We start from the raw sequence: 23044 nt of genomic DNA on the forward strand, positions 1-23044 counted from the left end.
AACTGAAAGATAAAATGCGCATTTCCTTCATTGTTTTGCTATTATTGATTTTTGGATTTTGTGGCTTTTGTATTTCTTATATGCGAGCACGCATTCTTGAATACAGACAACATAAAATGCATTCTCGTGCGTATTATTATGGCTGGTGGACATTTTTGATTACTGTTATTCCAGCTTTTATTTTTTTAATTGTTTGGGATGCTGGGAGTACAATTTATTTAGAATATAATGCTTCTCGAGAGCTGGGGGCGTATAGTGCGCATGTAACAGAGCCTGTAAATCACGATCTACTTTGGGAGACACTTCGAAGTCTCGTCAAAAAGATTCATCGTTTTGAGGGGAATCTTTCTACCGCTTCCTATAAGGAAGTGCAGGCACAATTATTCGCGAAGGGATTGATTTTACCCGATGAAGCATCAGATGATGTGTTCAAAATAGCACAGTCGTGGGTATTTTCTTCTGAAAAGCTTAAATTTATAGGTTATGTTTTCCTTTTTGCTATTGCGTCCTTTGGTTTTATCTGTGGAATGATGCAAATTGCGCCTCATCAACGTGCGCGTAATAAGGTTGAATCTTTTATTATTATTGGATTGATTTGTGCATCTATTGTTGCAGTCTTGACAACAATAGCCATTGCGCTTTCTATGCTTTTTCAGACAGTAAGCTTTTTTCAGTCTGTATCCTTTTCAAATTTCTTTTTAGGAACAGTTTGGGATCCGCGTTTTTCCGCGAGCGGTTCCAGCGATGAAGTAGGACAATTTGGTTTAATACCGCTTCTTGCTGGTACGCTTTATATTGCATTTGTTGCCATGCTTTTTGCTGTACCTATAGGACTATTTTCAGCTCTTTATATGGCGGAGTATGCTTCTGCGCGATTGCGAGCAATTGTAAAACCATTGTTAGAAGTTCTTGCTGGCATTCCAACGATTGTTTATGGCTTTTTTGCTTTGAAGGTTGTGGGACCATTTTTACGTGATCTTTCTGCTTCTCTCTCAGACGGGGTTAGTTTTATTATGGCACAAAGTGTTTTGACCGCTGGAGTTGTGATGGGAATTATGTTGATACCTTTTGTTTCCTCTTTATCGGATGATGTTATTACGGCTGTTCCACGCATTTTACGTGAAGGTTCTTATGGTTTAGGCGCAACGCAATCTGAAACAATTAAAAAAGTTGTTATACCAGCAGCGCTTCCAGGGATTATGGGGGCCATTTTGTTGACGGCATCGCGTGCAATTGGAGAAACAATGATTGTGGTTTTGGCGGCAGGTGTTGCAGCAAACTTAACACTCAATCCTTTTGAAGCAATGACTACGATGACTGTTAAGATTGTTAATCAATTGACCGGTGATTTTGAGTTTAATTCTCCACAAACTCTGGTGGCTTTTGCCTTAGGGATGACGCTCTTTGTTATGACACTTTTGATGAATATTCTAGCTCTTTATATTGTGCGTAAATATCGGGAACAATATGAATGAATGAAGATTTTTTTCCTCGTCGCAATATTAGTCTCAATCGTCGGTATTGGGCTGAACGTCGTTTTCGTGCCTATGGTTTGATTGCCATTTTTATTGGTTTGTTTTTTTTATTTGCGCTTTTATGGTCTATCATTAGTCAGGGTTATACAGCTTTTTTTCAAAGTGAAATGACATTGTCGATTTATTTGGATGAAAAGATCATTGATCCAAGTGGTCAACGTAAAACAAAACCACAAGTGCTCATGACGGCGAATTATCCACTTCTTGTACGCAATGCTTTAGCAAAGAAACTTAATATCAATCAAAATGATCGAGCCTCTCTTCGAGACGTTAACCGTATGTTTTCGAATGGTGTCCGTGTTCAACTGCGTGAAATGGTGACAAAAAATCCAAAACTGATTGGCACAATGCAAAAAGTTAAAGTTTTGGCATCTGCGGATATTGATTCTGCTTATAAGGGACAGATTGATTTGCGTGTAGCAGAAAAAAACCGTAAAGTTTCTAATCGACAAATAGAATGGATAAAGCGTTTAGCGCATGATGGTACGCTTTATAAAACATTTAATATTGGTTTTTTTACATTTGGCGCTTCAAGTCGTCCTGAGACTGCGGGATTAGGTGTTGCGATCATTGGTTCTCTTTATATGATAGGCATCGTTTTATTAGTTTCACTTCCAATAGGTATAGCAACGGCTCTTTATTTAGAAGAATATGCACGCAAAAATAAATTTACAGATTTTATAGAGGTTAATATCAATAATCTTGCAGCTGTTCCTTCAATTGTGTTTGGTCTTTTAGGACTCTCTTTTTTTGTTAATTTTTTAGGATTACCACGTTCAGCCTCTTTTGTTGGTGGTCTTGTTTTAGCGCTCATGACTCTTCCCACGATCATTATTGCAACACGTTCTGCTCTGCGTGCTGTTCCTCTCTCTATTCGTGCAGCAGCTTTGGGGTTGGGAGCATCAAAAACACAAATGATTTTTCATCATGTTGTTCCTTTAGCTGCGCCTGGCATTTTGACAGGCACAATTATTGGAGTCGCTCAGGCTTTGGGTGAAACAGCTCCTTTGCTTTTGATTGGAATGGTTGCTTTTGTTGTTAATATTCCTACGACCCCCATGGATCCAGCAACGGCTTTGCCTGTTCAAATTTTTATGTGGGCGGGTGAAGCAGAGCGTGCTTTTGTTGAAAAGACATCAGGTGCTATTATTGTATTGATGATTTTTCTTGCGATCATGAATATTTCTGCGGTTTTTTTACGTCGACGATTTGAACGCCGCCAGTAATTTTAATAAAACAACAGCTTTGATAAGATTTTTGTAAGGTGAATTTTTGTAATGAAGATTAAAATGCGCGGTCAGGATGTGAAGGTTTCTTACGGAGATAAAGAAGCACTCCACGGTATTACACTTGATATTCCTGAACATCAAGTAACTGCTTTGATTGGTCCATCAGGATGCGGAAAGTCAACTTTTTTGCGTTGTTTTAACCGTATGAATGATACAATTGAAGGCGCTAAAACAACTGGTCTTATTACCTTAGATGGGGAGAATATTTATGACACACGGATTGATGTTGTAGAATTGCGCGCTCGTGTTGGAATGGTTTTTCAAAAGCCCAGCCCTTTTCCAAAATCTATATTTGAGAATGTTGCGTATGGTCCACGCATTCATGGTTTAGTTAAAACACGCTCTGAATTGCATGATGTCGTTGAAAAGAGTTTGAGGCAGGCAGGTTTGTTTGAAGAAGTAAAAGACCGCCTTCATGATCTTGGAACAAGTTTATCAGGGGGACAACAACAGCGTTTGTGTATTGCACGTGCTATTGCGGTTAGTCCTGAAGTTATTTTGATGGATGAGCCATGTTCAGCTCTTGATCCCATTGCGACAGCACGGATTGAAGAGCTTATCGATGCGTTACGGCAAAATTATACAATTGTTATCGTAACGCATTCCATGCAACAGGCCGCACGTGTTTCTCAATATACGGCTATGTTTCATTTAGGGCATTTGGTAGAAGTTGGTGCGACTGAAATGATCTTTACCTCACCAAAAGAGCAACGGACGCAAGATTATATTACGGGGCGTTTTGGATAGGTGAATTGAGGAGTGTAAGATATGTCTATGAAACATACTGTCCGTTCTTATGATGCAGAACTAAAATATTTAAGAGTAAGGATTACAGAAATGGGGAGCCATGCAGAAAGGATGATTGAACGTTCTGTCGCATCGGTTGTGTGTAGTGATCTTCAACTTGCAACGACAGTGATTGCCGATGATGTGTTTTTAGATGAAGCAGAACGTGACATTGATGAAAAAGCGGTTGCTATTATTTGCAAACGCCAACCGATGGCTGTCGATTTGCGTGAAATTATTGGAGCCATTCGTATTTCTTCTGATCTTGAACGGATTGGGGATATGGCAAAAAACATTGCTAAAAGGACTGTTGCACTTTCAGAAATACGTCAATCTGCTTCTGTTTATCATGGGCTTGAAACAATTACAGCTTTAGCACTCAATCAATTAAAAGAAGTCTTAAATGCTTATACGAGTCGCCTATTAGAGCGTGTTGACGCGGTGCGTGAGCGTGATGAGAAGATTGATGCTTTGTATACTTCTCTTTTTCGTGAACTTTTGACGTATATGATGGAAGATATGCGCAATATTACGGTTTGTACGCACTTACTGTTTTGTTTAAAGAATATTGAACGAATTGGTGATCATGTTACTAATATTGCTGAAATGCTGCATTATATCATAACGGGTTACCATATGTCCTCTGATCGTCCTCGCGATGACCTTACTTATAAAGTTGGGGTAGGTGAGAAGAAAATAGATTAAAATTTCTCTTATATATATAAAATCAGTTTGTAGATATATGAGTATTCTCTTATAGTGCAGCTATAGAAAGAATAAGATAACCATCTATGGAAAAGCACAAAGAAGCAACAAAGAGTTTTTTCAGAGAAGCATGGCAGATTGTTAACTCTTGGTTTGACATATTTGTATATTGGATGATATCATCACTCGTATTGTGGCAGGAGGGGAGTTTTCTAGGGGATTTCCTTTCAGATCATTTTGTTAAAATTTTATATTAAAGGGGATATCTGTATTATTTTTTCGTATGTAGAAGAAGTGGATAGTGTTACTTTATTGTAATTGAAACGTGTGGGTTATTATAGCCTATATTGAGCCATGAAGAATAACAATATCGATCCGCAAATTAATAGTTTTTTATTTTTTATTTTGCATAGATACTTTTTGATTACCTCTTGTATTAAAATTTTACTGAGTGGTAACAATTAGCTATGTACTTTATTGAGAGATACATTTAAAGCTCATTTCAAGACTTGAATATCTCAGAGATTATAGGAATGTGTTGCATAAGATGAAAAAAAATCGTTGGAATGTTTTTGTTACCTGTTGTGTAGCGCCGTTAGTTGTTGTGGGATGTGCTTCAAGTTATTTAGATGCTGGAAAAGTAGATAATAATAAGACAAAAACGGTTACATATCCATTGACAGAGCGTCAATGTCTTATGCGAGCGATGTATTTTGAATCAAATCGCACAAGCCGTGAAGGAATGATTGCCGTTGGAACGGTTGTTATGAATCGTGTTAATTCAACCGCCTATCCTAAGACGATTTGTGGTGTTGTTGGTCAATATAGGCAATTTGCTCCTGGTGTTTTAACGCGTCCTATGACGGAGAAAGCATCTGTTGCTCGTGTAAGAGAGGCGGCTGATGCCGTTTTACGGGGTGAACGAGATAAGAAAGTTAAACACGCTAAGTTTTTTCATACCGCTGGTTTGTCTTTTCCGTATAAAAACATGCATTATGTTCAGGTTGCAGGGGGAAATGCTTTTTATGAAAAACGATCACGTGATGGAGAACTTCAAGTTCCTACAAATAATCGCCCTTATGATGTTGCTTATGCTTTTGCTCAAGAACGTTCTGGTCATGCGCCAAGCTTTATAGATGAAGGCTTAGAGAGTAGGGGAGTAAAGGCAGAGAAAAGTACATCTCCTTTGACAGAAGTAGCACAGTCCAAGACGGCACATCCTGCTCCTTTTGCTATGGTACAGCTTGATAAAGTTCCTATTCCTGCCTATGCACCTCAACATCTAGCTAGGAAAGAGGAAAATAAAACGATTATGGCTTTACCTTCATCTGATCAGTTAAATGCAATTGTTGCAATGTTAGAAAAACGACACAGGAACTAGTAAGTTTTTCATGACCAAAGAAGGATGATATACCCATTGCGGTTTATGAATTAAGTGAATTTTAGCGATAATGATACGCATAAATATACGTAGAGAAAGCGAACTCAAAGGATCTGAAAAACAATTTATAATATGACGACATAAAGAACGCATTCTATTTAAAGAAGGGTATTGGTAATGTACTTTGATATTCATGAGACAATTTCGCCTGAAATGCTTAATCGTCTTGCAGAAATTACAGTGAAAGTGGGGTTGAATTTACAAGAGGGGCAGGATCTTGTTTTAACTGCTCCAGTTTCAGCGTTACCTTTTGTTCGGCGTATTGCATATCATGCTTATAAGGTTGGTGCTGGTGTCATTACACCAATTTTTAGTGATGATATGTTATCGCTTACACGGTTTGAAAATGCCCATACAACTAGTTTTGATTGTGCCCCTTCTTGGCTTTATGAGGGAATGGCAAAGGCTTTTGAAAATGGGGCAGCGCGTTTAGCGATTGTTGGTGATAATCCTTTGCTCCTTTCCAATCAGGATTTTGATAAGGTTTCACGTTTAAATAAAGCCACTTCAATAGCTTACCAGCCGGCACTCAAGCAAATATCAAATTTTGCTATGAATTGGTCGATTGTTGCTTATCCAACAGCAGGATGGGCTGAGGCAATGTTTCCTTCTTTACCACTTAATGAGGCGATTAAAAAATTAGCCGATGCAATTTTTTCTGCTTCACGTGTTACAGGAGAAGATCCGGTGCAGGCGTGGACTGTCCATAACGAGAATTTAAAGAAACGATCATCTTGGCTTAATGAGCAGCGTTTTTCTGCCTTACACTTTACAGGGACAGGGACTGATTTAACTGTTGGTTTGGCAGATGATCATGAATGGCATGGTGGTGCATCCGTTGCTCAAAATGGTGTTATTTGCAATCCGAATATTCCGACAGAAGAAGTTTTCACGACTCCTCATGCTCATAAGGTTGAAGGTTTCGTTCGCTCAACAAAGCCCCTTTCCTATCAAGGAACTCTGGTTGATAATATTGAAGTACGTTTTGAAGCAGGGCGTATTGTTGAGGCTCGTGCATCAACAGGCCAAGAAGTTTTACAGCAGGTTTTGCAAAGTGATGAGGGTGCAAGCCGGTTGGGCGAAGTTGCCCTTGTGCCCCATTCTTCACCAATTTCTAAGAGTGGCCTCCTTTTTTATAATACCTTATTTGATGAAAATGCTGCATGTCATATTGCTTTAGGGCAGTGTTATTCCAAATGCTTTTTAGATGGGGCATCATTGACGTCAGAAGAGATTGCAGCACGTGGTGGGAATAAAAGTGTCATTCATATTGACTGGATGATTGGTTCTGGTGAAATTGACATAGATGGCATTACCCAAGATGGTGTAAGAGTTCCTGTATTTCGTAAGGGTGAATGGGCTTAATTTTGTTACCATAAAACACGGTCATTTGAGGTGGGGTGGGATGTAAGCCTCATTGATACGTTAAGTATTTTAGAGTGTGTGGTATATATTCAAGGCAGGGTTTGTCCATAAAGCCTTTAGTTAAATGACTCACATGAGTAGGAATCCAAGTAAAATCCACTCATCAAGAATTTGTTTAGTAGATGTAGAGGAAGTCTTCGTTCTTTGAGGGGTGGGAAGAAGTCAATTTATCAGAGATACGATTGGAAAGTGTATAATTATTAAAGAAGAGTAATGCCTGAGCTTCCTGAAGTAGAGACAGTTCGTCGTGGACTTGAGTCCGTTGTAACTGATGCAAAGATAGTATCTGTCAAACTTAATCGTAGAGATTTGCGCTTTCCTTTTCCTGAGGCTTTTTCTGAGCGCCTTATTGGCAGAACAATTATAGAACTTGGCCGGCGTGCGAAATATTTATTATTTCATCTTTCTCAGGATGAAACGATTTTAAGCCATTTAGGAATGTCTGGTTCATGGCGTATAGAGAATGATTTTTTAAGAAAAGCTTGTTTAGCGTCAAGTAAATTAGTTAAACATGATCATTTTGTCATGGAGATTCAGACAAAGAATGGTGACGTTTATCGTCTTATTTATAATGATGTGCGTCGCTTTGGGTTTATGCTTTTAGTCAATACGGATAAGCTTTATGAACATCCACTTTTAAATAAGCTAGGTCTTGAACCTATGAGTAATTCGTTTTCTGGTCGTTATTTACAAAAGGCTTTTGTTAATAAAAAAATGTCTCTCAAGGGTGTTTTACTTGATCAGTCTATTGTTGCAGGTCTTGGGAATATTTATGTTTGCGAAGCACTTTGGCGGAGTCGTTTGTCTCCACAACGTGGTGCATTTACATTGGCATCAAAAACGGCACGTGCACGTGAATTTGCAGATTCTTTAGCACAAAATATATGCAATGTGATTTCTGAAGCCATTTTGTCTGGTGGCTCTTCTTTACGTGATTATATGCATATAGATGGTTCGCTTGGTTATTTTCAGCATACTTTTTCAGTTTATGGACGAGAAGGCAAGCAATGTTTGGAATGTGGAGCGCCTATTATGCGCATTTTACAGGCTGGACGTTCAAGTTTTTACTGCTCACAATGTCAAAAATGAATAAGGTGTCTTGCAAAATCTTACAAGAGGCTTAAAGTCATCGCATCTATAATATAATTACACAAGGCTTGAAAGGTTTTTTTATGCTGAATAAAGTACTAACACATCTTGATGGAAATATAGAGAAGAGCCTTGAACGCCTTTTTTCTCTTTTACGTTTTCAATCGATTTCTACAGACTCGGCTTACAAGGATGCATGTCGTAAAGCAGCTGATTGGTTAGTAGAGGATTTAAAAAGCATCGGTTTTGAGGCTTCACGCCGTGATACGCCGGGGCATCCAATGGTTGTTGGGCATCATCCAGGACCTTCAGATGATTGTTTGCATGTGTTGTTTTACGGACATTATGATGTTCAACCTGTTGATCCATTGAGTTTATGGGAGGATGATCCATTTACACCTTCTTTAAAAGAGAGAGATGGAGAGAAAGTTATTTGTGCTCGTGGAGCTTCAGATGACAAAGGTCAGTTGATGACTTTTATTGAAGCATGTCGTGCATTTAAGAAAGAAACAGGGCAGCTTCCTATTAAAGTTACTGTTTTATTTGAGGGAGAAGAAGAATGTGCTTCTCCTTCCCTTATTCCTTTTTTAAAAGCAAATACAGATGAACTTAAGGCAGATTATGCATTAGTTTGTGACACGTCAATGTGGGATGCGGATACACCATCTATTGCTCTTTCTCTTCGGGGAATTATGGCAGAAGAGATTATTATCACAGCAGCGAATCGTGATTTGCATTCTGGTTATTTTGGAGGAGTAGCAGCTAACCCCATTCGTATTTTAACGAAAATCTTAGCAGGACTTCACGATGAAAATAATAGGGCAACACTTCCTGGTTTTTATGATGGCGTAGAAGAAACACCTCCACAGATTTTACAATCATGGAATGCACTTAATTGTACTGCTGAAAATTTTCTTGGTCCTATAGGACTTTCCGTTCCAGCTGGTGAAAAAGGGCGGAGCATTTTAGAGCTTGTATGGGCACGTCCTACCATGGAAATTAATGGTATTAGTGGCGGCTATGAAGGGGAAGGGATGAAAACAGTTATTGCTTCTCAAGCGAGTGCAAAGGTATCGTGTCGTTTGGTGCATAAGCAAGATCCAGAGAAAATACGCCAAGCGTTGCGTGATTATGTACGTAGCTCAATTCCTGCTGATTGTAAGGTTGAATTTAAGAATCACGGTTCTTCTCCGGCACTTCAGATTTCTGATGATTCATCTTTTATCAAGGAGGCGAAGGATGCCTTATCACAAGAGTGGGAAGTGCCTGCTGTCTTGACAGCCATGGGGGGCTCGATCCCAATTGTAGCAGATTTTCGGTCAATTCTTGGTATGGAAACTCTTTTGGTTGGTTTTGGACTGGCTGATGACCGTATTCATTCTCCTAATGAAAAGTATAATTTAAAATCGTTTCATAAGGGGCAGCGGTCTTGGGCGCGTATTCTTGCTGCTTTAGCAAGTAGGAGGGTAAATGGCTGAGATTCGCGTTCATCAAGGTGATTTACCAAACTTAGATAATTATCAAACTGATGCTGTTGCGATTGATACTGAAACTTTAGGATTACAACCCCATCGTGATCGTTTATGCGTTGTTCAGCTTTCTTCTGGAGATGGTACTGCTGATATTATACAGATTGCTAAAGGACAAAAGAATGCACCTAATTTGGTCAAGCTTCTTGAAGATAAAGCAGTCGTAAAAATATTCCATTTTGGGCGTTTTGATCTTGCTATTTTAGCACATACATTTGGTGTTATGCCAGAGGCTATTTTTTGTACAAAGATTGCTTCGAAACTCACGCGCACTTATACGGATCGTCATGGCTTGAAAGAAATTTGTAATGAATTGCTGAATGTGAATATTTCTAAACAGCAACAATCTTCGGATTGGGCGGCAGAAACGTTATCACAGGCACAAATTGAATATGCTGCGTCGGATGTGTTATATTTGCATCGTTTAAAGGTTATATTTGAAGAACGTTTAAGACGTGAAGAGCGAGAAAATGTTGCCAAGGCATGCTTTCAATTTTTGCCTATGAGAGCTAGGCTTGATCTTTTAGGATGGGCGGAAGTTGATATTTTTGCGCATAGCTAACTTTAAAATTGGCTTTTAAATGGAGTTAATTATTGATGTGAGAGGGCAAAATGCTTGTACATTATGGGCATTTTATCCTCTCATCTTTACCATCATTTTTAATTCTGCTTTACGACTTTCAAAAGTATTTAAAGCGATGTCTGTTAAATAATAGAGATTACGCATTGCCTCATGCTTTTTTAATGGATTTACGTTCTTCATGTAAAACAGAACGCCCTAAACGGAATATATTTGTGTTGCTAATTCATGTACTTTTTGTAAAGAAACCGACACCCAAGTTCATTTTACGGCGGTGCTCATAAAAGATATAACGATAAAGCCTCCAATACCAATATAAAATCTATTGAACACTACCATCTTACGCTTATAGAGTTAACAAGCCGCTACTATCACACATTTTGCCAACGTCCAATTTTGCGACAACCCTTGGCACTGGAGACGTTTCATAAAAGGCATTTTTAGTCCTTTATTGTACAGTTTCACTCCACATAGGCTTCCCCACTTGTAATGTACAAACAAATGGTTTTGGTTGATTCAACATGAGGAAGATTTGGAATGAAAGGGTTTTATGGTATTCGGAGTTCTAATTTAATATGGATAACGCTATATTATCATTATAAATCAATATATTATATGATTAATATATAAAGATAACCACGATTATACTGAACAATGCAAAGAACGACACCTAGAAAGTGACCTAGAAACAAATTAGCAAGGAATATGCTTTTACCAAGTTAAAATGTTAACTTTTGCGTTTAAATGGTTTCATAAGATAAAACACCTTTTTTTAAGAGTCTTATCCATATATCAACCTCATTTATGACATGTAAGTGAATAATTTTGCTTAATGTATCATGAGCGAATTTAAAATAAGATAATCTTATGATACTGAGAGCGCTCATTCAATAGGGGGATTTATAAATCAATATGTTGATATGACATTTGTGTAGTTTATTCTCCCCAGACGATATTTTGTGCTTTTATGCATTGCCAAACAAGTGATTTCTATGTTTGTAAAGTGGGGCAATTTGCATTTATTTTAAAATTAAAATGCTTCAAAGCCTTGTTTTTTGAGGATTCTCACTTTTTATCTATAAACATGCTATTTTTTCTGGAAATTTGCAATGAAGACACTAGATAAAATCCATTATGGATATTTATACGAGGTTAAATTTATGAACATAAAATATTTTATTACGGCTTTTGCTACGTTTGCTTCAATCTCTGTAGCTCAGGGTGCTTCTTTCTTGTCTTCTCAAAAGTTAATAGAGGGTATACCTTCTCTTGTTCCTCCTAGAGATTTTTTTTCTAGTGAACAGTTGAGCAAGATCTTCTCTGAAGTTGTTCAAATGGAACTTTCTTGCACGCATAACAACCAATGCATAACAGCAGCTGAGTTAGTACCTGTATCATATTCTGGTAAAAAAAGATTTCAAAAGCCTAAAAAAGGATTAAGGAAAGGAAGACGACCAGATTTATTTGGACGAAGTCCAATGAGTTATTAAAAAGTAAGAAAACAACATCAAGAGGTCTAACGTATGATCGGGAATTGAAGAGAGAAGATATTTTTTATCATTTGAAAAGTGGAGGAGCAGTTGTTCGCAAAGGGTATTATAATTGTGTACGGAGGGGGTGAAGAGTACTATTTGGAAAAGATATGGGGAGGTGGATTTCGGTGCAAGAATACTCTGTATAATGGCAATCGCTCGTTACAAAATTCATGGGTTTGGATAAATATAACCTCCCGATTTTGGATTACGCTGTTATACTGTAAATACTGTCATTTAAGCGTAACTATACAGCGCATATAAAACTCCTTGATAAGTGTTTTTAGAGTAGGGCTTGTCCAGAGAGCCTTTAGTTAAGTGAATCACATAAGTAAGGAGTTAAGAAAAATCCTCTTGACAAGAAACTAAGCTGTTTGCAGAGAGGATCTGAGAGGATACTTCATCAAAATCGAGTGAAGCAACAAAAATGTTAAACTTTTGTCTTTGATGGTATGCTTCGACTACAGAATTTATAAAATATTCATTTGTCTATGATTCAAAATATCAGATATTTTTTCTGCCAAATTCATGATTTTTAAAGCAAGGTGTGGTGTGAAAACTTTAAGAAAGATTTCTCGTTTTTTCAGCTTTAAGGAGATTTCTATATAAGTTTTAATGTTTATTATACCGGTTGTCTGTCTTTAGGTATTTTTTTCAATTTAGTCTTGTAAAGGAGTATGAAATGATATCCTACAAATAAGGCTGAAGCTCTGAAAAGATTTACTATAAGGTTGAGAGAAGAAAAAAATGGTAAGTATGTCAAAAAGGCATAAATGCCTAAATTAAAAACAAAGAGCAAGTGTAATGAAATTGCATGTAATCTTGTTGCAGTCCATGGGGTAGTGGAGATCTTGTTTTATGCGGTACAAGCATTCTTTACAATGATGAAAAAACAATCAAAGAGCTATTCACACACTTGCTCGTTTGTGAGGTGCAGGGGGGATGGTTTTGGTTTCTTTAATATAAAAAGGCTTAAGATAAGAACATCTTCAATATTGCAGACGAATTAATATAAAAGATATTTTTTCATTATAAATCAATATATTATATTTTCATTCCAATAGCACACGCTTTACACGGGGGTACTGTGACGCAGTTTTTTTTACAAAATTTATAAAGGAGAGCAAATGTGAGAAAAAGAGATCATTTGTGCATGGGCATAGTTTTATTCTCATTTATTACAGATCAAGCAATTAAGGGTACTTTGATTGGCTTTTTGTTTTTTTTATAAGTGTATCATTTTTGCTACAGATATCTGAAGATGGGGCTCTATATGAAATGGTGTGTTCAAATAAATATTCAGCTATGGAGAGAAAATATGAATATGAAATGGTTAATAACAGCTTCTGCTTTCGCTTTTGTTTCAGCTTCAGCAGCACAAGCAGCAGATGTTATTGTTCCCCCAAGTCCAACACCTGTTGCTCCCGTTATTGTTGCTCCAACTTTTTCTTGGACAGGTTTTTATGTTGGGGGCCAGATTGGTGGTTTTTCGGGTAAAACGAAAATGGATATTCTCAGTAATGGAAAAAAGATTCCAGTGCCTGATGACCTTTTGCCTAAACTATCTGGTTTCATGGGTGGTCTTTATGCAGGTTCCAACGTTGATCTTGGTAATGGCCTTATTCTAGGTGTTGATACAGATATCATGTGGTCTAATAAAGATGATACGAAGACAGGAAACACATATGTTATTGCTCCAAATCACATAAATTATATTAAGAAGATATTAACAGAATCTGGAATTAATATTGGTAAAGATGCGCTTGAAGCTGGTGCTAAACGAACCCACAGTTTCACGTTTAAAGAAAAGTGGGCTGGTGCGACACGTGTACGTATTGGTTTTGCAGCTGAACGCATTATGCCTTATGTTGCTGGTGGTATCGCCTATACGCAGCTTCAAGATACTGCATCGATTTCAATAACAGGCAAAGATTCAGATAAAGTAATAGCTTCTGGTACCTTGTCTGATGAAACAAAGACCCTTGTTGGTTACACTCTGGGTGCTGGTGTTGATTTAGCAATGACCAATAACGTTATTGTCCGTGCGGAATATCGTTACTCTGATTTTGGTAAAAAGAAATTCTCAAATGATAAATATGAGACATCTTACAAAACCAATGATTTCCGAGTTGGTGTTGCTTACAAATTTTAACAGATGATAAGTTAAATAACAGAGGCGCTGTCTTTAACAGCGCCTCTGTTATTTTCTGTTGCCATATTATCACACAATACATAATTTATTGTGGATATGAAAAGATATTATTCAGGTTTTCTTAAAAAAATCATAGACAATAAACGAGAATTATATTTAAAAATCAATAAGTTATTTATATATATATCTTTAGGTTTCTCGTACAAAATCAAGCTATGAAGCGATTTTGTCTGGGATGTGCCCTCCATTTTCTGTGACTGTATCATTTTTACTACAGCTTTTCTTTCTGTAATCTTGTAGCACTGTGCTCATAAATAAATTAGGAGCAAAGTTTATGAATATAAAATCTTTAGTAACAACTTCTGTTATCGCTATAGCAGCAGCTTCTGCAGCACAAGCTGCTGATGTTATCATCCCTCGTGAAACAGCCCCAGCAGTTATCTCAGCCCCTTCATTTTCTTGGACAGGCTTTTATATCGGTGGTCAAGTTGGTAACTTTTCAGGTAAAGTTGATGTAGTTGATTCAGAAACAAAAAAGAAAATTACAGATAAAGACTGGACACCTAAGCCTTCCGGTTTTATGGGTGGTATTTATGTAGGTTCTAACGTAGATCTTGGAAATGGCCTCATTCTAGGTGTTGAAACCGATGCAGTCTGGGCTGACCGCGAAGATTCAAAAGCGCATTCAGCAGTCATTGGGGAAGCAGGCCTTGACAGTTTCAAAGATAAGCTTACAGTAGCGAAAGCTACATTTGTTTCAGGAAAAAGTATTGATAATGTCACGAAGGATGACAAACGTATAGATAGCACCTCTATAAAAGAAAAATGGTCTGGTGCAACACGCGTTCGTGTTGGTTTTGCAGCCGTTGATCGCATTATGCCTTATGTTGCTGGTGGTATTGCTTATACGCAGCTGCAAGTGGTTGATTCTCTTAAGGCAGCGACAGCTGATGGTGCCGAAATTGCTTCTGCTAAAGTGTTTGATGAAACGAAAACGATGGTTGGTTTCACTGTAGGTGGTGGTATTGACTTCGCAATGACAGACAATGTTCTGTTACGTGCAGAATACCGTTACTCAGACTATGGTAAAAAAGCATTTGTAAAGGACGGGGATAAATTAGCATACAAAACCAATGATTTCCGTGTTGGCGTTGCATACAAATTCTAATTTCGTAAAAAACGAAATAAACTTCCAAGAGGCTCTGTCAAAGACAGGGCCTCTATTCTTTTCTGTTGTTATATTATCACATACCCTATATTTATTAGGGGAGTAAAAAATATTATTTAGATTTTCTTAAAAAGATTTTTATAAATGACAGATAACAATTATGCCATAAAATCAATAATTTACACATACTTGTAACTTACAATTTCTTATGAAAATTTTTATGAAACGTGAAGTTATGAAATGACTTTATCTTGCGTCAGCTTTCGTTTCCTATAATTGTATCATTTTACTACAGCGTTTTTTTGTAGTCGTATAATACTGTGCTCGTAAATAAATGAGGAGCAAAGTTTACGAATATAAAATCTTTAGTAACAACTTTTGTTATCGCTATAACTACAGCTTCTGCGGCACAAGCTGCTGATATTGTCATTCCTCGTAAAACAGCTCCAACAGTTATCACAGCTCTTTCGTTTTCTTAGACAGGTTTTTATCTTGGTAGTTAAGTTGGCAACTTTTCAAGTCAAAGTTTATGTATTTGATTTTGAGACAAAAGAAAAAACTTTAGATAAAGATGCACTACTTATGCCTTCCGGTTTCATCGGTGGTATTTATTTAGGTTCCAACGTAGATCTTGGAAATGTTCTCATTCTAGGTGTTGAAACCGATGCAGTCTGGGCAGACCGAGGAGAGACGAAGACGGTCTCAAAGATTCTTGTGATTGATGATTTTAATGATAAATTTAAAGATGCTGGTGTCACATTGGATGAAAATGAAAAGTTTCAAAAGGGTGACACAGCAGTGTATCGCATTGGTTTCAAAGAAAATGGTCTGGTGCAACACGGGTTCGTGTTGGTTTTTCTGTCGCTGACAGCATTATGCCTTATGTGGCTGGTGGTATTGCTTATGCGCAAATACAAGGTGTTGGTAAAGTTTCAGGAACAAAAAAGTTGGGAAAATGGGTAAGCCAAGTAAAGAGTTTCTGCTACAGTATTTGATAAAACAAAAACGATGGAGGGTTTTATCCTTGGTGGTGGTATAGATTTCGCGATGACAGATCATATTCTGCTTCGTGCGGAATACTGTTACTTAGACTTTGCTAAGAAGGAATTTAAAAAGGATTATCTTAAACTAGTCTAAAAAAGCAATGACTTTCGTGTAAGTATCGCTTACAAGTTCTAATTTCATCAAAAGTGCAATTATGAATAAAAAGTATTAATAAAAAATTAAATTTCCAAAAGATATTGACTTTTAAAAAACCGCTGTTTTCTGGGGTTTTATTTGTATGATTGTGATATTTTTACTACAGCTTTTCTATCTGTAATCTTGTAAGATCGTTTGATAGTTAATTTAGGAGCAAAATTATGAATACAAAATCTTTAATAGCAACTTCTATTGCCGCTTTAATTTCAGCTTCTGCAGCACAAGCTGCTGATGTTATCATCCCTCGTGAAACAGCCCCAGCAGTTATCGCAGCAGCCCCTTCGTTTTCTTGGACAGGTTTTTATCTTGGTGGTCAAGTTGGTAACTTTTCGAGTAAAACTAAAGTAACTATTCCAGGAGAAGATGAAGAACTTTTTAAAAAAGATAATACACCTAGTCCTTCTGGTTTCATGGGTGGGATTTATGCCGGATTTAACGTAGACCTTGGAAATGGTCTCATTCTCGGTGTTGAAACCGATGCAGTTTGGGCAGACCGTGAAGAATCAAAAACAGCCCGTGAATTGACTCTTACTGAAAAAAATGCAGCAGATTTTAATAATGCCCTTGAAAAAGCTAAGGTTGAATTAAAAGATCAGCAACGGTTTGAAATAGGTGACAAGGTAACGGAAAAGCACAGCTACAAAGAAAAATGGTCTGGTGCTACACGCGTTCGTATCGGTTTTGCTGCTGTTGACCGTATTATGCCTTATGTTGCTGGTGGTATTGCCTATGCGCAGGTACAGGGCATTCAATCAGTTACAGGAAAAGGAGAGAGAGCTAAGGTTGAGCAGAATGCTGATGTGGTGGAAAACCCACCAGTTAAGCAAAATGTAGATTTGACTGGTGGTACTTGGGCTGATGACACGAAGACAATGGTTGGTTTCACTATTGGTGGCGGTGTTGACTTTGCAATGACAGACAACGTTCTTTTACGTGCAGAATACCGTTACTCCGATTTTGGTAAAAAGAAATTCGCAAACGATACACGTGAATTCAACTACAAAACCAATGACTTCCGTGTAGGTGTCGCTTACAAATTCTAATTTCGAAAAAATGAAATTATCAGCACAAAAAATACTAAGGCCTCGTTTAACGGGGCCTTTATTTTATTAGCTCTCTATTTTATCTCTCTTAATCCCTTAATTTTTATTGGTATCATTTTGTATTATAAGGCTTAAAAAAAGTTTTATATTATAAAAGGCGAATTAGTAGTATGCATCGATTTTATAACTACTTATTACATAAAATCTTATATTACGGCTATCATTTTACGCTTAAGTGAAAAGTATTTAATTAATCTCAGAAATAGGACAAGATCATAATCAGTGATGAACTTTAGTTTACTTTTATATGCCAGATTAGAGCGAGCGTATTGCGTATATCTGTTGGAGTAAGTTCTGAAACGGGAATACAGCCTCATTGGAGAAGAATATAAAGTTACAAAAAGAAAAACTAGTTTCCAACTTTATCATCTTCTTTTAATTTAGCTTTACGGTTTTCAAAAGCATTTAGAGTAATGTCTTTTAAATAATGAAAATGAAGATGATGCATTGTCTTACATTTTTGTTTATTGCATTTTTTAATGGGATCATACTCCTCATGCAAAACAGAACGCCCTAAACGGAATACACTTGTTGTTGTGTATTCACACATTTGTTTTAAAAAAATATTTTTCAAAGTACATCAAGCCCACTTCTCTCTGGACAAGATTTGAATATTCTAGGCTCTGATGTTCAAGCAAAGGATAAACTTCTCTTACAAGCTGAGAGCAATGTTTCTATTGATGCCACACGCAACAGCATGGACAATCAGAGTGGGAGTGAAACATCTCATGTTGCTTTACACAATGGCTCTCATTTAAGTTCTGGAAAAGAGACCACTGTTCTATCGGGTGGCGATATCCATATGGCTGCTTCCGATATAGATGCCAAGGGCAATGTTGCTCTTGGCGCCCAAGGGGAGGTAACAATAGGGGTAAGAAACGATGAAGTGGAGTATCATCTTCGCACCAAAAACACGAAAGTGGATATGCAAGCCTCTCATGCCGTTGGCTCTTCGATAAAATCGGGAGGTGACACCACTGTCATTGCAGGGCAGGATGGCAAACCGCATGATCTTAGCATCACAGGTAGTTCCATTGCGGCTGATGGCAAGGTGGGGCTGAAAGCCAGCAACGATATTCTCATCAATAATGCAGAGGATAGCTTACATTATGAAATGTCGTATCACAAAGAGGGTGGGGTGTTTAGTAGCAGCAAATCTGAGCATAACAAGATGGATGTGAGCCAAGTTGTGGGGTCAAGTATAACAGGGGGTGAAGGCATTGCCATTGACTCAGGAAATAACACGGAAGTTGTCGCCTCGACGCTCATAGCCGGTAAGGCAGAGGAAACGTCAGGAGAGAAAGCTCTGGGAGATCAAAAACAAGCGGATATTACTATTCACTCTGGGGGAAAGATTACTATCAAAGGCGCCCAAGAACACTTGGATCAGCAAGCGCAATCGTCATCAAGTGGCTTTTTGCATGAGGAATCGTCCGATACATATCAATCGCATACCACAACGGTCTCCTCTATCCTTGGGGCGACGGGAAACATTATCACGCAATCAGACAAAGAGACCACAATCACGGCTTCTCATCTGCTTTCCGGTCAAGATATCAATGTGAGCGGAGAAAGTGTGACGATTGATGGCATGACAGATCACCATAAAAGCCATTCAGAGACCCATGAAACAGGTTTTGGTGTGGGATCAGGTAAGGGCTTTGTGTCGATATACGGGAGTGAGGGAAAGACAGAAAATGAAGAGAGTTTTGAGCATCAAGGTTCTTCTCTCAATGCGGATGGTACGATCACCATCACTGCCAAGAAAAAAGATGTGAAAATTGTTGGCTCTGACCTTGCAGGGGAAAATGTTAATCTTACCGCAGCTCGTGATGTGAATGTTTCACCTGGTCATAATAGCCATTCCTCAAGCTCAAAGGAAGAACGTACAGGCTTTGGCATTCAGTTTGAAAAGAGCAACAGCGGTGCTTCTGTAGGTGTTGGAATTGCAAGCGCCAAAGATACGGGCGATCAATGGGAAACCACTTCCACACAATCACACATCACGGCACGCCAAGATGTGCAGATTACTGCTGACAATGATGTAAATATGCAAGCAGCCATTGTTTCGGCGGATCGTGATGTCAACATTGATGCCGGCAATAATATCACCCTATCAGAAAGCTATGATACCTCTAACGCAAAAGAAAAGCATGAAAAGTCTTTTGCTGGTGTGACAACTTCCGTTGATATCGGTGTCCTTGGCACGGTACAAGGACTAAAAGATGCCGCAGATCACATGAATAATAAGGATGGTAACAATACAGTTATTAATGGCATACTGACTGGCATGAAAATCAATCACCTCTTTAATAAAGGAGAGAACTTTATTAATTGGCTGACTGGCAATACGGGGGAAAAGGGGAACACAACCAAAGGACTGAGTAGCTCATTAGGAGGATTGGGGGGCTCCACCAAGGATGCTCTTGCCAATCTGGCTGGCGCATCTGGCAGTGTAACCGTGGGCTTTAAAACTGAGAAAACAGAAGCCTCTTCTCAAGTCTCCACAGCGGTGACAGATAGCATAGAAGGCGGACGCGCTGTTAACATGCATGCCCACGAAGGCAGCATTCATGGTGTTGGCGCTGATGTTATCGCTGGTACCAATCCAATCTATGTGCTGGAAAATGATGCACAGAGCGGAAAGATCACCATGGAAGCAGGTAAAGATATCATCTTTGAAAGTGCACAAAACACGCAAAGCACACAAAACAGCAGTGAAAGTGCTTCAATGAGTGTTGGCACCGGTTATGGCACGGGTGGCGCAGGGGCAACGGGCAGTGCTTCTTTTAGTCAAGGGGAAGGTTCCAGTGAGGAAGTTCAACACAAAAACAGCCATATTATAGGCACCGGCACTGTTCATACCACGAGTGGGGCAAACACCACATTGGCAGGCGCCGTGGTTTCTGGAGAGCGTGTAGAAATGGAAGTAGGGGGTGATTTTGCCATTACCAGCCGCAGTGATACGGGACAAACTTCCAGCAAGCAAAACTCTGTTTCTGTTGGGTTTGGTGCTGGACAAACGGGTGGTGGGGGCTCCATGAGCGCCTCTTTCCAAAACGATAAATCCTCTAGTGATTATCATAGTGTTGTGGAACAATCAGGCATCAAAGCGGGTGATGGCGGCTTTAATATCATAGTTAAAGACAAAACAACGCTGACCGGAGGCATCATTGCCAGCACCGCGCCGGCAGATAAAAACAGCCTGACCACAGGAAGCATTAGCACCAGTGATATCAGCAACAGTGCCCATGCTAAAGCCAGCAGCCATGGGTTTAGCATTTCTGGTGGCGGTGCTTTGCAACAGGGGAAATATGGCATCATAAAAAATATTGCTAAAAATGCTTTAAGTCATGGAAAAGCCAAGGATGGAGCAGAAGGGGAAACCAAATCTGCTATCAGTGATGGGACTATCATCCTTACTGATACAACTGGACAAAGGGCGATGGGGCAAGATGCTGGACAAATCATTGGCTCTCTCAACCGCAACACCGCTACAGCCCACCAAGCAGTAGAACAGCTAGATGTCGCATCGCTTGAGGGGATAGTACATAATCGCGTAGATATGATCAATGATTTATCGGATGAAGGATCTAATATCTTTGAACAGAGCTTTGTAAACATGTTTATCAAAGAGCATTATCTGGCTACTGTGGATCACGATGAAAATGGCAATGTGATCTATGCAAAAGATGAAAATGGGAAATATATAAAAGACAGTCATGGAAACCCGCAGCCGCAATATCATTATTTAACGCCTGAAGAACAACAGAATTTACAAAAAGGTTCTGATGGCAAGGTTCATGTTTTTCTCAATGGTATTTTTACAACACCAGATGACGCAGCCCATAATGCGGTTCAGTTGGCTGATAACAAGAATGATCCACACTATTTTCTGATGTTCCCTCATAGCGATTCGTTCTTGGTAGATTTGTTCATTGCAGGGTATCAGTATGCTCTAGAAGGTAAGTTGGGTATTTTGACCAATTCGACGAAGAAGTACCAGAATCTGTTGTATAGCCTTGGCAATATAGGATTGCATACTGATGCGCATAGCCGTGGCAGTATGACAGCGGGCAATGGATCGCATGATTTAGAAAAGCATGGTGTTCATGGTATAGCAAAGAAAACAACGATTAATTTCTTTGGACCAGCTTATAATACTCAAAACATGGCAGATACGTTATATATCTTAAGTGATGGAAAGCAGGATTACGTAAACTTGGAAAATCATAAAAATGACTTTGTTGGTACAAAGATTGGCAAAAATCCTTACACTTTTGGGCAAATACCTCCTGGAAGTGGTCCTTGGAAAGAAGCATGGCAAATATTTAAGGGCTACCCCAGTGTTCATGCTTGTTATGGTCATGCCGGTGATGAGTGCACATCGCTTTATGGATTACCTAATCGTACGCCAATTTATTCAAAATATTCAGGGAGGAAAAAATGAAACAAATCTTGAAATTATTAAGCGGAATAGTTTTGGTTAGTGTAGCTGGATGTAACATCGATAAGCCTCCTCCAGGGTATCTAAGTATGTGGGAGAAGTCTGGAGCAGATTTTACGGAGATAGGAAAAGCATTGTTAGAATGTGGTATGCCAACCCCTTATGATGTTTTTCCAGAAAACCAACAGCAGAGCATTAATGCTAAAGCAACAACTTATGCCTGCATGCTCCAAGCAGGATTCCACTATAAAGGGAGAGGTAACTGGTGTTATACTTTTAAAGAGAAAAACTTGCCGATTTGTCGTCCAGGTGCTGTCATACCACAGCGCAGTGTCAAGAAGCGCTTAAACAGCCCTTTTTGTACAAAGCATCCAGAACAACCTGAATGCGAGCCTTAAGTCTTGCTGTTTGTGATAATCAACAATCCGCCATCCTTGCATTTGCTTGGAATGGCGGGATTGTTTCCTCAACCAACCATTTCAATATTGTTCACCGTTGTTTAAACAGCGATGACAGGAAATATCAACAGGCTTATGAGCTTTTTTATTGTAAATAAATCCATTGAAAGAGGGGAATAATGAAGAAAATCTTAAAACTATTGAGTTGTATAGCTCTGTTAAGTATCACTGGATGTGTTAACTCAATTCCCTCACTTTCTCCAGCATTATGGAGAAATAAAATACTTTTAGAATGTGGAGTACCGGACCTTAATAAGGTTGTGGCGCTAGATTTGAATCAATTTGCCAGTATTGAAATGTGTATGGCGCAATCAGGTTTTCGCCCTAGCTTTACAATACAAGATTGGTGTGAAAACCATAAATCGGACAACCTTCCCATATGTCGTCCTGGTGCTGTCATGCCTCAGCGAAGTGTTGAGAGACGCTTAAATAGCCCTTATTGTAAAAAGCATTCAGAACAACTTGAATGCAAACCTTAAGTCTTGCTTCAGCAGAGAAAGCCTTGTCCGTCCTTACGTGATAAGGTTTTTTTTATGCCGCGTCGTTATAACGTTGCTGTTTTGCTTGCTCGATGACATTCAAAAGATCTGATTGTAACCAACGCG

At 38.6% G+C, this 23044-nt stretch carries 20 protein-coding genes and 2 pseudogenes; 18 read left to right on the forward strand and 4 right to left on the reverse strand.

Features of this window, described 5'->3' with window-relative positions:
* The first annotated feature begins 14 nt into the window (after window positions 1-14).
* The 9 genes from pstC to ACFINO_RS04745 all read left to right on the forward strand — a co-directional run bounded on the left by pstC (window position 15) and on the right by ACFINO_RS04745 (window position 10361).
* Window positions 15-1475: a phosphate ABC transporter permease subunit PstC gene (gene pstC / locus ACFINO_RS04705; protein WP_375655147.1), complete on the forward strand. Its 1461-nt coding sequence runs from the start codon at window positions 15-17 to the stop codon at window positions 1473-1475.
* Window positions 1472-2761: a phosphate ABC transporter permease PstA gene (gene pstA, locus ACFINO_RS04710; RefSeq protein WP_375634578.1), complete on the forward strand. Its 1290-nt coding sequence runs from the start codon at window positions 1472-1474 to the stop codon at window positions 2759-2761. The genes pstC and pstA overlap by 4 nt, the downstream gene beginning before the upstream one ends.
* A 51-nt stretch (window positions 2762-2812) precedes the next feature.
* A complete protein-coding gene (gene pstB / locus ACFINO_RS04715) occupies window positions 2813-3571 on the forward strand; it encodes a phosphate ABC transporter ATP-binding protein PstB (protein WP_375611792.1) in 759 nt (252 codons plus the stop codon).
* A 21-nt stretch (window positions 3572-3592) separates the two neighbouring features.
* Complete coding sequence (gene phoU, locus ACFINO_RS04720) at window positions 3593-4315, forward strand: phosphate signaling complex protein PhoU (protein ID WP_375634004.1); 723 nt, start codon at window positions 3593-3595, stop codon at window positions 4313-4315.
* Between the two features lie 547 nt (window positions 4316-4862).
* Window positions 4863-5696, forward strand: coding sequence for a cell wall hydrolase (locus ACFINO_RS04725; protein WP_375634006.1), 834 nt, complete (start codon window positions 4863-4865; stop codon window positions 5694-5696).
* Window positions 5697-5873: 177 nt separating this feature from the next.
* Window positions 5874-7121, forward strand: a complete 1248-nt coding sequence (locus tag ACFINO_RS04730; RefSeq protein WP_375655148.1) for an aminopeptidase — start codon at window positions 5874-5876, stop codon at window positions 7119-7121.
* Between the two features lie 273 nt (window positions 7122-7394).
* Window positions 7395-8270 carry a bifunctional DNA-formamidopyrimidine glycosylase/DNA-(apurinic or apyrimidinic site) lyase gene (gene mutM, locus ACFINO_RS04735; RefSeq protein WP_375655149.1) on the forward strand — a complete coding sequence of 292 codons (876 nt, stop codon included), beginning with the start codon at window positions 7395-7397 and terminating at the stop codon, window positions 8268-8270.
* An 83-nt stretch (window positions 8271-8353) separates the two neighbouring features.
* Window positions 8354-9748: a M20/M25/M40 family metallo-hydrolase gene (locus ACFINO_RS04740; RefSeq protein ID WP_375611787.1), complete on the forward strand. Its 1395-nt coding sequence runs from the start codon at window positions 8354-8356 to the stop codon at window positions 9746-9748.
* Complete coding sequence (locus ACFINO_RS04745) at window positions 9741-10361, forward strand: ribonuclease D (RefSeq protein ID WP_375618019.1); 621 nt, start codon at window positions 9741-9743, stop codon at window positions 10359-10361. The genes ACFINO_RS04740 and ACFINO_RS04745 overlap by 8 nt, the downstream gene beginning before the upstream one ends.
* A gap of 72 nt (window positions 10362-10433) precedes the next feature.
* Here ACFINO_RS04745 and ACFINO_RS04750 read toward each other — a convergent pair whose 3' ends face one another.
* A complete protein-coding gene (locus tag ACFINO_RS04750; protein ID WP_375634011.1) occupies window positions 10434-10562 on the reverse strand; it encodes a hypothetical protein in 129 nt (42 codons plus the stop codon).
* Between the two features lie 926 nt (window positions 10563-11488).
* Here ACFINO_RS04750 and ACFINO_RS04755 point away from each other — a divergent pair.
* From ACFINO_RS04755 to ACFINO_RS04765, 3 genes are all read left to right on the forward strand, one after another.
* The gene (locus ACFINO_RS04755; protein ID WP_375655150.1) at window positions 11489-11869 is read left to right on the forward strand and encodes a hypothetical protein; all 381 of its coding nucleotides are present in this window, start codon (window positions 11489-11491) and stop codon (window positions 11867-11869) included.
* Between the two features lie 1360 nt (window positions 11870-13229).
* A complete protein-coding gene (locus ACFINO_RS04760; RefSeq protein ID WP_375655151.1) occupies window positions 13230-14063 on the forward strand; it encodes an outer membrane protein in 834 nt (277 codons plus the stop codon).
* A gap of 334 nt (window positions 14064-14397) precedes the next feature.
* Window positions 14398-15231: a porin gene (locus ACFINO_RS04765; RefSeq protein ID WP_375655152.1), complete on the forward strand. Its 834-nt coding sequence runs from the start codon at window positions 14398-14400 to the stop codon at window positions 15229-15231.
* A 289-nt stretch (window positions 15232-15520) separates the two neighbouring features.
* Here the strand turns inward: ACFINO_RS04765 and ACFINO_RS04770 are convergent, their stop codons facing one another.
* A complete protein-coding gene (locus tag ACFINO_RS04770; protein ID WP_375634572.1) occupies window positions 15521-15691 on the reverse strand; it encodes a hypothetical protein in 171 nt (56 codons plus the stop codon).
* Window positions 15692-15723: 32 nt separating this feature from the next.
* On the opposite strand from ACFINO_RS04770, the gene ACFINO_RS04775 reads away from it, so the two are divergent.
* Together ACFINO_RS04775 and ACFINO_RS04780 are read left to right on the forward strand one after the other, a co-directional pair.
* On the forward strand, window positions 15724-16194 hold the full coding sequence (locus ACFINO_RS04775) for a porin (protein WP_375643056.1): 471 nt from the start codon (window positions 15724-15726) through the stop codon (window positions 16192-16194).
* A 398-nt stretch (window positions 16195-16592) separates the two neighbouring features.
* Window positions 16593-17474: an outer membrane protein gene (locus ACFINO_RS04780; RefSeq protein WP_375655153.1), complete on the forward strand. Its 882-nt coding sequence runs from the start codon at window positions 16593-16595 to the stop codon at window positions 17472-17474.
* Window positions 17475-17883: 409 nt separating this feature from the next.
* On the opposite strand, the gene ACFINO_RS04785 is transcribed toward ACFINO_RS04780, so the two are convergent.
* Window positions 17884-18108, reverse strand: a complete 225-nt coding sequence (locus ACFINO_RS04785) for a hypothetical protein (RefSeq protein ID WP_375618013.1) — start codon at window positions 18106-18108, stop codon at window positions 17884-17886.
* A gap of 6 nt (window positions 18109-18114) precedes the next feature.
* Between ACFINO_RS04785 and ACFINO_RS04790 the strand changes: the two are divergent.
* From ACFINO_RS04790 to ACFINO_RS04805, 4 genes and pseudogenes are all read left to right on the forward strand, one after another.
* Window positions 18115-21984 (forward strand): annotated as a pseudogene (locus ACFINO_RS04790) (hemagglutinin repeat-containing protein); the annotation flags it as partial.
* Complete coding sequence (locus ACFINO_RS04795; protein WP_375620636.1) at window positions 21981-22379, forward strand: hypothetical protein; 399 nt, start codon at window positions 21981-21983, stop codon at window positions 22377-22379. The pseudogene ACFINO_RS04790 and the gene ACFINO_RS04795, both read left to right, overlap by 4 nt.
* Entirely contained in the window at window positions 22367-22537 is a 171-nt protein-coding gene (locus ACFINO_RS04800; RefSeq protein WP_375648030.1) for a hypothetical protein, read from the forward strand. Before ACFINO_RS04795 ends, ACFINO_RS04800 begins: the two co-directional genes overlap by 13 nt.
* Window positions 22538-22558: 21 nt before the next feature.
* A complete protein-coding gene (locus ACFINO_RS04805) occupies window positions 22559-22918 on the forward strand; it encodes a hypothetical protein (RefSeq protein WP_375608402.1) in 360 nt (119 codons plus the stop codon).
* A gap of 52 nt (window positions 22919-22970) precedes the next feature.
* Here ACFINO_RS04805 and ACFINO_RS04810 read toward each other — a convergent pair.
* Window positions 22971-23044, reverse strand: a pseudogene (locus ACFINO_RS04810) (DNA-binding protein); the annotation flags it as partial.

The organism is Bartonella sp. AA83SXKL (genome assembly GCF_042196965.1).
Lineage (GTDB): Bacteria > Pseudomonadota > Alphaproteobacteria > Rhizobiales > Rhizobiaceae > Bartonella.

What these genes read in the sequence shown, in the direction of transcription:
- pstC (WP_375655147.1), top strand. Translation starts at nt 15, where the DNA reads ATGCGCATTTCCTTCATTGTTTTGCTATTATTGATTTTTGGATTTTGT.
- pstA (WP_375634578.1), top strand. Translation starts at nt 1,472, where the DNA reads ATGAATGAAGATTTTTTTCCTCGTCGCAATATTAGTCTCAATCGTCGG.
- pstB (WP_375611792.1), top strand. Translation starts at nt 2,813, where the DNA reads ATGAAGATTAAAATGCGCGGTCAGGATGTGAAGGTTTCTTACGGAGAT.
- phoU (WP_375634004.1), top strand. Translation starts at nt 3,593, where the DNA reads ATGTCTATGAAACATACTGTCCGTTCTTATGATGCAGAACTAAAATAT.
- ACFINO_RS04725 (WP_375634006.1), top strand. Translation starts at nt 4,863, where the DNA reads ATGAAAAAAAATCGTTGGAATGTTTTTGTTACCTGTTGTGTAGCGCCG.
- ACFINO_RS04730 (WP_375655148.1), top strand. Translation starts at nt 5,874, where the DNA reads ATGTACTTTGATATTCATGAGACAATTTCGCCTGAAATGCTTAATCGT.
- mutM (WP_375655149.1), top strand. Translation starts at nt 7,395, where the DNA reads ATGCCTGAGCTTCCTGAAGTAGAGACAGTTCGTCGTGGACTTGAGTCC.
- ACFINO_RS04740 (WP_375611787.1), top strand. Translation starts at nt 8,354, where the DNA reads ATGCTGAATAAAGTACTAACACATCTTGATGGAAATATAGAGAAGAGC.
- ACFINO_RS04745 (WP_375618019.1), top strand. Translation starts at nt 9,741, where the DNA reads ATGGCTGAGATTCGCGTTCATCAAGGTGATTTACCAAACTTAGATAAT.
- ACFINO_RS04750 (WP_375634011.1), bottom strand. Translation starts at nt 10,562, where the DNA reads ATGAAGAACGTAAATCCATTAAAAAAGCATGAGGCAATGCGTAATCTC.
- ACFINO_RS04755 (WP_375655150.1), top strand. Translation starts at nt 11,489, where the DNA reads ATGAAGACACTAGATAAAATCCATTATGGATATTTATACGAGGTTAAA.
- ACFINO_RS04760 (WP_375655151.1), top strand. Translation starts at nt 13,230, where the DNA reads ATGAATATGAAATGGTTAATAACAGCTTCTGCTTTCGCTTTTGTTTCA.
- ACFINO_RS04765 (WP_375655152.1), top strand. Translation starts at nt 14,398, where the DNA reads ATGAATATAAAATCTTTAGTAACAACTTCTGTTATCGCTATAGCAGCA.
- ACFINO_RS04780 (WP_375655153.1), top strand. Translation starts at nt 16,593, where the DNA reads ATGAATACAAAATCTTTAATAGCAACTTCTATTGCCGCTTTAATTTCA.
- ACFINO_RS04795 (WP_375620636.1), top strand. Translation starts at nt 21,981, where the DNA reads ATGAAACAAATCTTGAAATTATTAAGCGGAATAGTTTTGGTTAGTGTA.
- ACFINO_RS04800 (WP_375648030.1), top strand. Translation starts at nt 22,367, where the DNA reads ATGCGAGCCTTAAGTCTTGCTGTTTGTGATAATCAACAATCCGCCATC.
- ACFINO_RS04805 (WP_375608402.1), top strand. Translation starts at nt 22,559, where the DNA reads ATGAAGAAAATCTTAAAACTATTGAGTTGTATAGCTCTGTTAAGTATC.